We start from the raw sequence: 12,186 nt of genomic DNA, 5'->3' as shown, positions 1-12,186 counted from the left end.
CTTCGCTCAGATGATCAGAGCTTCTCTCCCATCGCGCTCCACTTTACTCCACTTCACCCCACTTTCCAACCATTATCGGCAGCTTGGCCCCCTCCCGCGCCTCATTACGGACACGGGACAGCAGAAGAGGCGGCTCTGACCTGCGCTTTTGCGCGGGGTGCGCAGTGGAGGGCCGTGGGGAGGAAGGTGGAGGGAAATGTGCGGAGGGAGCCACAAGTGACTGGTATTCCTCACCGTGCCCTCACCGCGTGGACCTCACCACACAGGTGGTGGAGGAAAGTGGAGACACCTTGAGGGATGCGTAAGGGAGGGAAGTGGAGCACAGCAGAGTCCAGGCCCTTCGCCGGGCCGAAGAGTGCATAAACGAATCAAGCCCCTCACTAGGAGGGGCTTGATTCGTTCGGGAAAAGACTCGGGGCAGACTCAGCCTTGCTGTCGGCGCTGCTCCCACTTGTCTTCGAGGCTGCTCATGAAGGAACCGGAGGGACTGGGGGCTGAGCTTCGCGGCCCGGATCCGCCGCCGGGACCACCGTTGCCCCCTGAGCCGCCGTTGTTCCCGTTGCCTCGGGACTTACGTGCCCCTCCCCCTGTGGTGGCGAAGTAGGCGCCGCCGCCCATCAGCAGAAAACCAATGACCCCCACCGGGATGAGCTGCTGATAGATGCCGAAGATCAACACGCCAATTCCGGCGACAGCAACAAGCAGCCCGAGAACCAGGTTGCGGATGTTGAGCTTGCCGACAGCGGTCTCCTGCAGAGAGCTCGCAAAGCCAGGGTCCTCAGTCTGAAGCTGTTCCTCAAGCTCCTTGAGCAGTCGCTGCTCGCGCTCCGACAGTGCCATCGTGACGCTCCTTGTTCCGAGTCCTCGGCGGGTATGGGCCTTTAGTCTAGCTTCTGAAGACTGTCGCGGCCTAGCCGATGACGAAGCTATGACCAACTTGCCACGAAACTCTCAGTCATCCTCAAGCTTGGAGCCGCCCCCGGCCTGACGTCGGGCTTCCCGCGGCAGCAAGGAGGCCGGAGCCACTGGCAGGTCGGGGAATCTCTGCGCCACGGCATCGATGGCTCGTTCGGCATCAAGCCACTCAGCGGCCCGTGTATCAAAGCTCAGCTGCAGAGCCCCATCATCGCGCTGAAGCCGCTCCGCGCGGAGCCCTATCAACCGCACCGGCTGCGGTCGTTCCCCGAGTCCCTGCAGCAACCGCACCGCAGTCTGCGTCAGCACCTGGGCTGATTGGGTGGGATGTTCAAGTGTGGCGGACCGGGTCAGCGTGCTGAAGTCCTGATAGCGCAGCTTCAGGCTCACCCCGCGGGTATTGAGCTGTGCCTGGCGCAGCCGCGCTGCCACCCGGTGCCCCAGGCGAAGCAACTCGCGGGTCAGCTCGGCGTCTGAGTCGATATCCATCGCGAAGGTCTCCTCCGCCCCGATACTCTTCTCCTCGCGCTGGGGCACCACTTCCCGTGGATCATGCCCCCATGCCAGATCATGAAGGTGCTCGCCGGTGACCCCGAATCGTCTTTTCAGACTCTCCCGCGGTGTCTGCGCTAACTGCTCCACTGTGTGGATACCTTGGGCGTGCAGAGCCTGCGCTGTTTTGCCTCCGACTCCCCAGAGTGCCTCAACCTTCAGCGAATGCAGGAAGCGCAGCCGCTGAGCGGGCGGGACCAGCAATAACCCGTCAGGCTTGGCTCGGGTCGAGGCGATCTTCGCGATGAATTTTCGGTCGGCGATTCCGACCGTGGCCGGCAGCCCGAATTGAGCGCGGATATCGGCCCGAATCCGCTCACCGATCTGTTGCGGCTGCCCTAAACGCCGTCGCGCTCCGGTGAGATCAAGGAAGGCCTCATCCACGCTGAGCTGTTCCTTGGTATCGGTGATGGTGTCGAAATACCCCATAATCCCGACTGAAAGCTCTCGGTATCGGTGCATCTGTGGGGGCAATACGGTGGCATGCGGGCTCAACTGCAGTGCCCGGCTCAGCGGCATCGCCGAGCGCACGCCGTCGGCGCGTGCTTCATAGGAGGCAGAGAGGACCACCGAACGCCCCTCACCGGCGACGATGATCTTCCGCCCGCGCAGTTCAGGTTTATCCAGCAGCTCTGCCTCGACATAGAACGCATCCATATCCACATGCGCGATGATGCGGGGACGATCTGCGGCGGGCATATGGATAGGCTAACGGCATGCTCAGACATCAGACCCCGCAGCAGGATTTCGCACAGCGCGCCGAGCGCTTCGTCGCCGGGGTCAACGACCTCTGCCGAGAGTACTTGCTCATCCGCCGTGAGGAAGTCAACGCAGTCTCCGCACACGCAGCGCCGCTGGCCGATGCGATCCTCGATCTCACCGCTGGCGGGAAGAAGCTGCGTCCGGTGCTGGCATGGATCGGTTGGCGCAGCGCACGCTCGGAAGAGCACCTTCCCGCAGCGGTTGAGAAGCACGACGCCGACGCTGCAGTGAAACTACTGGGTGTCTCCTTAGAGCTCTTCCAGGCTGCTGCGCTGGTCCACGATGACATCATTGACCGCTCGGCAACCCGCCGCGGCCAACCCAGCACGCATAAGCGTTTCGAAACACTGCACCGCGAAAAGCGCTACGCCGGGGAGACTGATCACTTCGGCACCACTGGAGCCATCCTCTCTGGTGACCTCGCACTGGCCTGGTCCGGGCAGGCCTTCGCCGACGCCCAGCAGCAGGCCCAGCAGCAGGTGGAACTCAGCTCCGAGCAGCTGTTTGAGGCTCAGGCTATTTTCCAGCGGATGCATACCGAAGTGATGACCGGCCAGTATTTGGATGTGCTCGCCGAGGTGGGCCCGGCCGCCACGAACGAAGCCGAGGCCGTGGCTCAGGCACGCAATGTGCTGCGCTATAAGGCAGCGAAGTACTCCAGCGAATACCCGGTGACCCTGGGCTGTGCGCTGGCCGGGGGCTCTGCGGCGCTGCGCAGGGCTTTGGCTGCGGCCACGCTGCCGGTGGGTGAGGCCTTCCAGCTGCGTGATGATCTGCTCGGTGTCTTCGGTGATCCTGCAGTGACCGGCAAGCCTGTGGGCGATGATCTGCGTGAGGGCAAACGGACAGAACTGATCGCCTACGGCCTCTACCGCTCCCCCGCGGCTGCTGCTGATGAACTCGCCTCAATGCTGGGCCGTGCTGATCTGAGCCAGGACGACGTCGCCCGGGCCCGCGAGATTCTCATCACCTGCGGTGCTGTTGAAGAAGTGGAGCGTTCGATCGAGGCGCTGCTGAGCAGCAGTGCCGTTGAGGTAGAGAAGCTGCATGATCTCGGCGTCGATGACGAGGTACTCCATGATCTCGAAGCCGTGACGCAGCGGCTGGTCGCCCGGACGTCCTAAAAGCGCCCGGCTTCATCCTTCGATACCCTGAAGCAATGAGCACTGAAGAGAGCTGGATCGGCTCAACCATCGACGGGCGATATGTGATCACCAAGCGCATCGCCCGCGGCGGCATGTCTACGGTGTATCTAGCCCGTGATGAGCGTCTGCACCGCGATGTGGCCATCAAGGTGCTCTTCCCGCATATGGCCGAGGACCGCAAGGTGGTCCAGCGCTTCGAGCAGGAGGCGCGCACTTCAGCACTGATCTCCCACCCCAATGTGGTGCAGGTTCTGGACCAGGGCCAGACCCGGGAAACCGCCTACATGGTCATGGAGTACGTTCCCGGAGCCACGCTGCGCACTCTGCTCAAGAGCGGACCGATGACGCCAAGGCTGACCCTGGCCTATACGCAGGCAATTCTGGCTGGCCTGGCGGCCGCTCACCGAGCCGGTCTGGTCCACCGCGATATCAAGCCCGAGAATGTGTTGGTTTCTCCAGAGGGCCGCATTAAGCTCGCCGATTTCGGCCTGGCTCGGGCCGCCACCCATCATTCCGGTACGTCCACGCTGATGGGGACCGTGGCCTATATCTCTCCTGAACTGCTCTCAGGTGAGGGCGCTGATGAACGCGCCGATATCTATGCGGTCGGAATCCTGCTCTACGAGATGCTCACCGGGGTCCAGCCCTACACCGGTGATTCCCCGGTCCGGGTTGCCTTTCAGCATGTGAATTCCACCGTGCCCGCGCCTTCTTCCTACGTTCCCGGACTGCCTCAGGCTCTGGATGAGCTCGTTCGAGAGGCAACGCGCACTGACCCCGCGGAGCGCCCGAAAAACGCTGACGCACTGCTGGATATGCTGCAGGAGGTCCGCGAGCAGCTCAGCGATGAGGAGCTGGACTTCGACGGCGCGGCGCGTAAGCACCGCCGCCACCACGGCACGGGTGCACCGGCAGCCACCGCGGCTATGCCTGCCGCGGCTGCCGCCGCGACAGCAGCAGATTCGGCCCATACCCCCGAGACGTCCTCACCCGCTGAGGATGATGAGGATTTCGCCTCAGAGGACAAGACTGTGGTCTTCGGCGGAGAGGACTTCCCCACCGCAGAGGACCGTACGCAATGGGACGACGACGCGACCACGGTCCTGGGTCAGACACCTCCAGGCGCTCAGGAACCGGGCGGCCCGCCGGCACCTCAGGACTATGCGCCCCCGCGGCCGCAGGCCCCGCAGCCGGCTCAGGGCACCCAAGTGATGAATGAGCCCTGGTCAGCCCTCGCCGAACAAGACCGGCAGACAGTGGCAGAAGTGCCGCTTCCTGGTCGGCTCAGCGTCCACGACGACGACACCACCGCCACACCGGTGACCGCTGCGGCGGATCCCCGTGCCAGCAAGCGAGAGCGTCAGCGCCCGAAAGTTGAACTCTCCACACCCGATTCCACTCGCCAGGGGGTCGCGGTAGCGATTCTGATGATCCTCACCGCCGTGCTGATGCTGCTGGCCTACCAGCTGGGGATCAACTCTTCGCTCATCCCCAGCCTCGGCGGCGGTTAAGCAGGTTCTAGCCCACAGCGGTGAGCGCTTCGGCGACCAGGAAGGCCAGTTCCAGAGACTGCTTGTGATTCAGTCGCGGATCCACCAGCGACTCGTAGCGGGCGTCGAAGGCTGATTCGTCGATGACATCGGAGCCGCCCAGGCACTCGGCCACGTCGTCGCCGGTCATCTCCACATGCAGGCCGCCCGGGTAGGTGCCGGCGGCACGGTGGACTTCAAAGAAGCCCCGTACCTCATCCATGATGTCGTCGAACCGACGCGTCTTGTACCCGTTTTTGGCGGTGATGGTATTGCCGTGCATCGGATCAGTCACCCACACGACTTTTGCGCCCGAGTCCCGCACGGCTTCCACCAGGGGTGGGAGCTTCTCGCGGATATTCTTAGCGCCCATCCGGGTGATGAAGGTCAACCGGCCCGGCTCGCGCTCGGGGTCGAGCTTATTGATCAGCTCCAGCGCAGTCTCCGGGGAAGTGGACGGGCCCAGCTTGACCCCCAGCGGGTTGCGCACTCGGGAGAGGTAGTCCACGTGGGCGCCGTCGAGCTCACGCGTGCGCTCACCGATCCACACGAAGTGCCCGGAGGTGACATAAGGCTGGCCGGTGCGGGAATCGATACGAGTCAGTGCACGCTCGTAGTCCAACAGCAGCGCCTCATGTGCGGCGTAGAACTCAGTGCGCTTGAGGCCCTCAAATTCGACGCCGCAGGCATCCATGAACCGTACTGCGCGATCGATCTCCCCGGCGATCTGCTCGTAGCGGGTATGCGCCGGATTCTCCATGAATCCCTTGTTCCACTGCTGGACGGCCCGCAGGTCTGCAAAGCCGCCCTCGGTGAAGGCACGGACCAGGTTCAGCGTGGCAGCCGATTTATGGTACGCCTGCACCATGCGCTTGGGATCCGGGCGGCGGGATTCCGGGGTGAAATCAAAGCCGTTGACGATCTCCCCGCGGAAACTCGGCAGCGTGGTCTCTCCGCGGGTTTCCATATCCGAGGAGCGCGGCTTGGCGTACTGACCGGCCATCCGGCCCATCTTGACCACCGGCAGTGAGGCTCCGTAGGTCAGCACCACAGCCATCTGCAGGATGGTCTTCACCTTGGCGCTGATCTTGTCAGCCGTCACGCCGTCGAAGGTCTCCGCGCAGTCTCCGCCCTGGAGCAGGAAGGCTTCACCATTGGCTACTTTCGCCAGCCGGTCTTTGAGCTTATCGACTTCACCGGCGAAGACCAGCGGAGGGTTGGATGAGAGCTGCTCATAGGCGTCCTCGAAGTCCTCGTGACCGCGCCAGTCCGGCTGCTGGCTCAGCGGCAGGCTACGCCAGTTGTCGAGACCCGGATACTCTGCGGCGCCGGTGTGCAGGATCTCTCCGGGCGCGGTCAGCGGGGTCTCGTGGCGGGGCTTGTCTGCGATAGTCACCCGTATAGGGTAAGGCGCGATCATTCCGGCACCTAATGTGCCAAGACCCGTTTCACATGATGGAAGCTACCGTGCGGCGTGTTCCTTGGCGGCGTTCTCGTAGAGCTCATCAACAACTTCTGCGAAGTCGTCCATGATGTTCTGTCGGCGAATCTTCATCGAAGGTGTCAGGTGACCCGATTCAATGGTGAAATCAGTGTCCAACAGTTCAAAAGTACGGATGGACTCCGCGCGGGAGACAGACTCGTTGGCCTTGTCCACCACCTTCTGAATGTGCTCGCGCACCTTCGGGTTCTTCGTCAGCTCACTGATGGACGTCTCCGCGGGGATGCCCTGGCGATCCAACCACGCGGGCAGCGTCTCCGGATCCAGAGTGATAAGAGCCGCCACAAAGGGACGCCCGTCACCGACGACGACCACCTGGGAGACGATCGCATCGGAGCGGATCTGATCTTCCAACTGGGCCGGTGCCACGTTCTTGCCAGCTGCAGTCACCAGGATCTCTTTCTTGCGGCCGGTGATGGTCAAGAATCCAGCGTCATCCAGTGTGCCGATATCTCCAGTGCGGAACCATCCGTCGGCGGTGAAAGTCTCCTCTGCGAGTTCCGGCCGGTTGCGATAACCGCGGAAGACGCAGACGCCCTTGCCCAGGATCTCGCCATCTTCGGCGATCCGGACGGCACAGCCCGGCAGAGGCTGGCCCACGGTGCCGATCTTGTAGGCCGTGGGAGTGTTGACGGTGATCGGCGCGGTGGTCTCGGTCAGCCCGTAGCCTTCCATGATCTGCACACCGATGCCGTGGAAGAAGTGTCCCAGCCGCTTACCCAACGGGGAGCCGCCGGAGACCGCATGGGTCACCTTGCCGCCCATGCGGGCGTGCAGTTTGGAGTAGACCAGTTTGCTGAACAGCGCGTGCTTGGCTCCCAGCAGCAGCGGGACCTTTCCTGCCTGCTGCGCCTTGGACCACTCCACCGCGGTATCGGCTGCCTTGGCGAAGATCTTGCCTTTGCCCTCGCCTTCGGCCTTCATCATCGCCGCGTTGTAGATCTTCTCAAAGACACGCGGTACAGCCAGCAGGAATGTGGGATGGAAAGTGCCCAGATCATCGACCAGCTGTTTGATATCGGAGGTATGACCCACTTTCGCACCGGTGGCCACGGAGATCACCGAGATGAACCGGGCAAAGACATGGGCCAGCGGGATGAAGAGGACCGTGGAGGCTTCCTTGTTGATCACTGCCTTCAGCGAGGTGCCGGCCTGCAGTGAGAGATCAGCGAAGTTCCCGTGGGTCAGCTCGCAGCCTTTGGGTCGACCGGTGGTGCCTGAGGTGTAGATGATGGTGGCAAGATCTTCTAAGTCTGCTGCGCTGCGACGGCTCTCCACCTCCGCGTCCTGCACAGCTTCACCTTCGCTGCGCAGCTCATCGAGGTCAGTTCCTTCGATGGTGAAAAGATGCTCGACGTCGTCGAGCTTCTCCTGCACGATCGCCCGGTCCACTGCCTTAAGATGACTGGTCTTCTCAGCGAAGACCATACGGACACCGGAGTCCTGCAGGATCCAGGCGATCTGCGAGGGTGAGGAGGTTTCATAGACGGGAACGGTCACCGCCCCGGCGTACCAGATGGCAAAATCCAGCAGAGTCCACTCGTATCGAGTGGCCGCCATAATCGCGACCCGGTCCCCGGTACTGATTCCACGGCTGATGAGCCCCTTGGCCAGGGCGACGACGTCGGCGCGGAACTCCTGGGCGGACACGTCAGTCCACTGTCCGGGCTGAAGCTGCCGGGCGAAGAGCGCATTGCCGGGATCCTCGGCAACCTGGCGCTCCAGAAGGTCAGTGACGTTCAGATCTGATGCGACCTCAACAACTTTGGGCACTGCGTGCTCCTGCAGCTGATTTGCCACGGGGTCCCTCCTGAAGCCTTGATGTCAATGTGGTGTGATTCACATTAGTGAGGCAGAGGGGCGTTGTCTACTCGCCACCGAGCATCCGCTTGGCCTTGCCCCGGGCCGCTGAAGCCCTGTTGTAGAGCGCATCCACCACCTGCGAGAAGTCGCGCATCACCTCGGGGCGCTTAATCTTCAACGAGGGGGTCAGGTGACCTGACTCGATAGTGAGGTCTTCCCCCAGGACGGTAAAGGAGCGGATGGACTCCGCCTGTGAGACCGTGGCGTTAGCCCGATCGATGATGTCCTGAAGATGCTTCAGCACCTGGGGATGCTCAGTCAGCTCAGCCATGGGAGTCTGCGGATCGATACCTCGGCGTTGGCACCACGAGCTGATCGTTTCAGAGTCCAGGGTGATCAGCGCTCCCACAAAGGGACGCCCTTCCCCCACCACCACGGCTTGTGACACCAGCACATCCGCACGGATTTCATCTTCAAGCTGCGCCGGTGAGACGTTCTTACCTCCGGCCGTGACCAGGATGTCCTTCTTTCGCCCGGTAATGCGCAGTCGTCCGGCGTCGTCGAGTTCACCAAGATCTCCAGTGCGGAACCAGCCGTCAATGAAGGCTTCCTGATTCAGCTCAGGCCTGCCGCGATAACCGCGGAAGACACAGGTGCCGCGCACCAGGACCTCGGAATCCTCAGCAATGCGCACCTCATTGCCAGGAAGCGGGATACCCACGGTGCCGATGCGGTAGATGCTGGGGATATTGCCGGTCACCGGGGCGGTGGTCTCGGTCAGGCCGTAGCCTTCGATGATCTGCACCCCGATGCCATGGAAGAAATGCGCCGTTCGCTCCCCCAGCGGCGAGCCGCCGGAGAAGGCATGGGTGACCTGTCCGCCCATCCGGGCCATGAGCTTGGAATAGACCAGCTTGGAGAACACCTTGTGCTGGGCGCGCAGCCCCAGAGGTACCCGCCCCGCCGTCACCGCCTGGGAATAGCGCACTGCCACATCCACGGCGCGGGAGAATATCCGGCTCTTACCCTCGGCTTCGGCCTTCAGCACTGCCGCGTTGTAGATCTTCTCGAAGACCCGCGGTACCCCCAGCAGGAAGGTGGGCCGGATATCACCGAGATCATCGATGAGTTGGCGAATATCCGGAGTATGCGCCACCCGGCCCCCTGCGGCGATGAAGATCACCGAGACGAACCGGGCGAAAACATGAGCCATCGGCAGGAACAGCACCGTGGAGGAATGCTTGCCGATCACCCCATCCATGACTGCCAGAGTCTGCAGACAGTGTTCGGTGAAGTTCCCGTGGGTCAGCTCGCAGCCTTTGGGGCGACCGGTGGTACCGGAGGTGTAGATGATGGTCGCCAGGTCTTCCAGCGAGGCGGCGCTGCGGCGCTGCTCAAGTTCGCTCGCGGTCGCGCCCGGGGCTGACCGCCGCAACACCTCCAGAGCATTCTGCTCCAGACAGAGAATCTCGGTGACATTGCTCAGCTGTTCCGAAGACACTGCTTCAGCGACCAGCTTCCGGTGGGACTTCGTCTCCGTGATGACTGTCCGCGCACCGGAGTCCTGCAGGATCCAGGCGATCTGGCTGACTGAAGACGTCTCATAAATGGGCACGCTGACCGCCCCTGCATACCAGATGGCGAAATCCAGCAGGACCCATTCGTATCGGGTGGCCGAAAGTATGCCGATTCTGTCGCCAGCCTCGATACCGGAGGCGATGAGGCCCCTAGCTAGGTCACTGACCTCCCGCTGGAACTGGGCGGCGCTGACATCTACCCACTGGCCGTCTTTGTCACGCCGAGTGAACAGGATATTGCCGGGGTCCTCATTGACCTGCTGATGGAGCAGATCGGTGATGTTCATGTCTGTTGGAACCTGCACCATCGCTGGCACTGAGTGCTGGCTGGCTGGTGCTGTGTCGGCTCCGTGTGCGCGCGGACTGTATGCCCCCAAGCTAGAACTCCTCCTGGGTAGGTGAGAAAACTGCTTCGTTGCCGCTAGCTCAATCACCTGGTGCGACCGGCCAGCAGTGCTATTAGACCTGCGCTCCGTCGCCGCTGCCTGTGCGCTTGCTGGGCATCTGCAGGAAGAGGACAAGCAGGCCGAGGAAGACCACGCCTATCAGCGCCGCCGTCGTCCAGCCGGGGAAAGACACCGGCAGGAAGGGGAAGATAATCAGCGATAGGATTCCGGCAATGGTCAGGAAGGCCCCAAGCACGACGGCGGGCTTGGCACCTGCCAGCGGGTTCTTGGGGTTCGGCGGGCGGAAATCGTCGATCTCCTCCAGCGCCGCATCATCGACGTGATAGTCCCGGGGGCCGCGCTGGCCGCCGCCCCGGGATTGCCCGAGGTTCTTCGGCACCGGACGCCCCGGAACGGGCTGTGAGCCGCTCCTGCGGTAGTAGGAGTCCTCATCACGTTGCTTGTTCATGGGTACCAGCCTACCCGGCGGGCGATACCGACACCTCTCCTATGAAGCGAATAATCCTGCGCTGAAGGAGTTCGGCGTCGTAGTCCAGAGTGGCGACATGCTGACTGCGGCGCAGAATGACCTCCTGGATCTGCCCCTTGGGCACACTGCGGGTGAGCAGCTGGGCCGAAGCTGAGCCGACAACATTGTCCCGGGCTGATCGCAGCAGCAGCACCGGGCATTCCAGATACGGCAGCACGGCACGAGTGCGCCGGAAAACCTCGTTGAGCTCAGCGACTGCCCGCACCGGTGTACGCCCGTAGGCTTCCTCGGTGACCTCCGGGTTCGCGATATCCCCGGCGATGGAGGCCACAGAGGGCCGCACCGTGGCCAGCAGCCGAGCGATCCGGCCCAGTCCAGGTGTCAGCCGCAGTCCCGGATTGATGGCCGCCACTCCGGCGGAACCCCAGGAGGCCGCGGCCCACAGAGCCAGCGCCCCACCCATGGACAGCCCGATCGGCACCACGGTCTGGCAGCGTGAGGCCAGCCGCCCATAAGCGGCGTCCACCTCAGCGAAGAGATCATCGGCTCGGGTCAGCGCCAACTCCTCCCAGCGTGTCCCATGACCGGGAAGCAGCGGCATCTCCACCTCGTAGCCGGCCTGACGCACCGCATCAGCCACCGGCTGCATCGAAGCAGTGGTTGATGTGAATCCATGAAGGATCAGGGCACCTGCAGCGCTGTTCACCATGAGTTCACTGTAAACCGCCTATTGTTGTGGTGAACGTCTTATCCGCCGTAGTGCCCTCTGAAGTCAGAGGGGCGAGAGGAAGAGCCTGCCCGTGCCCCCGTCGTCATCTCTGTTCTACCGCTCCGCCAAATCCTTAGTGGTGGCTCCCCTGGTGAATACGGTGTTCCGGCCCTGGGTCAAAGGGCTGGACAACATCCCCACCGAGGGCGCTGCCATCCTGGCCTCCAACCATCTGTCCTTCTCTGATTCGGTATTCATTCCTGTGGTTGTGCCCCGGCAGGTGCGCTTCCTGGCCAAGAACGACTATTGGAAGGGCAAGGGCGTCAGCGGGGCGTGGAATCGCTGGTTCTTCAACGCCAGCGGCCAGATCCCCATGGATCGGTCCGGCGGACGCGCCAGCCAGAACTCGCTTTCTGCAGGCGAGAATGCCCTGCGTGAAGGGCACCTGCTGGGTATCTACCCAGAAGGTACCCGAAGCCCCGATGGGCGTCTGTACCGCGGAAAGCTGGGCGTGGCCAAGCTTGCCCTGAGCGCGCAGGTCCCGGTCATCCCGATTGCGCTGATCGGCACCGATAAGGTCCAGCCGATCGGCAAGAACATCCCGCGGGTGCGCCGAGTCGGGATGATCATCGGCGAACCGATGAGCTTCGAGACCTACTACGGCAACGCCGATGACCGTTTCGCTCAGCGTGCGGTCACTGACGAGATCATGTCTCAGATCATGCGGCTCTCCGGCCAGGAGTATGTGGACGTCTACGCCTCCGAGGTCAAGCGTCGGCTGGAGGCCGAGAAAGACCCCTCCTAGCGGGTGCTGCCG

At 62.8% G+C, this 12,186-nt stretch carries 10 protein-coding genes; 3 read left to right on the top strand and 7 right to left on the bottom strand.

The annotated features are described in order from the left end of the window. Nucleotides 1-423: 423 nt before the first annotated feature. Nucleotides 424-840 carry a DUF3040 domain-containing protein gene (locus tag ABEA23_RS09685; protein WP_345477810.1) on the bottom strand — a complete coding sequence of 139 codons (417 nt, stop codon included), beginning with the start codon at nt 838-840 and terminating at the stop codon, nt 424-426. Nucleotides 841-951: 111 nt separating this feature from the next. Continuing rightward, nucleotides 952-2,166: a DNA polymerase IV gene (gene dinB / locus ABEA23_RS09680; RefSeq protein ID WP_345477809.1), complete on the bottom strand. Its 1,215-nt coding sequence runs from the start codon at nt 2,164-2,166 to the stop codon at nt 952-954. A 17-nt stretch (nt 2,167-2,183) separates the two neighbouring features. Between dinB and ABEA23_RS09675 the strand changes: the two genes are divergently transcribed. Together ABEA23_RS09675 and ABEA23_RS09670 are read left to right on the top strand one after the other, a co-directional pair. Beyond that, nucleotides 2,184-3,353 carry a polyprenyl synthetase family protein gene (locus tag ABEA23_RS09675; RefSeq protein WP_345477808.1) on the top strand — a complete coding sequence of 390 codons (1,170 nt, stop codon included), beginning with the start codon at nt 2,184-2,186 and terminating at the stop codon, nt 3,351-3,353. 35 nt (nt 3,354-3,388) lie between these two features. Then, entirely contained in the window at nt 3,389-4,885 is a 1,497-nt protein-coding gene (locus tag ABEA23_RS09670; RefSeq protein WP_345477807.1) for a protein kinase domain-containing protein, read from the top strand. 7 nt (nt 4,886-4,892) lie between these two features. Here the strand turns inward: ABEA23_RS09670 and ABEA23_RS09665 are convergent, their stop codons facing one another. From ABEA23_RS09665 to ABEA23_RS09645, 5 genes are all read right to left on the bottom strand, one after another. Continuing rightward, nucleotides 4,893-6,263, bottom strand: coding sequence for a class II 3-deoxy-7-phosphoheptulonate synthase (locus ABEA23_RS09665; protein ID WP_345478666.1), 1,371 nt, complete (start codon nt 6,261-6,263; stop codon nt 4,893-4,895). A gap of 102 nt (nt 6,264-6,365) precedes the next feature. After that, nucleotides 6,366-8,192, bottom strand: a complete 1,827-nt coding sequence (locus ABEA23_RS09660; RefSeq protein WP_345478665.1) for an AMP-dependent synthetase/ligase — start codon at nt 8,190-8,192, stop codon at nt 6,366-6,368. Between the two features lie 79 nt (nt 8,193-8,271). After that, nucleotides 8,272-10,071, bottom strand: a complete 1,800-nt coding sequence (locus tag ABEA23_RS09655) for an AMP-dependent synthetase/ligase (RefSeq protein WP_345477806.1) — start codon at nt 10,069-10,071, stop codon at nt 8,272-8,274. A 172-nt stretch (nt 10,072-10,243) separates the two neighbouring features. Further along, nucleotides 10,244-10,639 (bottom strand): hypothetical protein, encoded by a 396-nt coding sequence (locus ABEA23_RS09650; RefSeq protein WP_345477805.1) that lies wholly within the window; start codon nt 10,637-10,639, stop codon nt 10,244-10,246. A gap of 10 nt (nt 10,640-10,649) precedes the next feature. Further along, on the bottom strand, nt 10,650-11,369 hold the full coding sequence (locus tag ABEA23_RS09645) for an alpha/beta hydrolase (RefSeq protein WP_345477804.1): 720 nt from the start codon (nt 11,367-11,369) through the stop codon (nt 10,650-10,652). Nucleotides 11,370-11,478: 109 nt separating this feature from the next. On the opposite strand from ABEA23_RS09645, the gene ABEA23_RS09640 reads away from it, so the two are divergent. Next, on the top strand, nt 11,479-12,174 hold the full coding sequence (locus tag ABEA23_RS09640) for a lysophospholipid acyltransferase family protein (RefSeq protein ID WP_345478664.1): 696 nt from the start codon (nt 11,479-11,481) through the stop codon (nt 12,172-12,174). Nucleotides 12,175-12,186: the final 12 nt, after the last annotated feature.

The organism is Nesterenkonia rhizosphaerae (assembly GCF_039544555.1).
Lineage (GTDB): Bacteria > Actinomycetota > Actinomycetes > Actinomycetales > Micrococcaceae > Nesterenkonia > Nesterenkonia rhizosphaerae.
The sequence above is the reverse complement of the archived record's forward strand: the minus strand, read 5'-3'. Positions and strand labels throughout refer to the sequence as shown.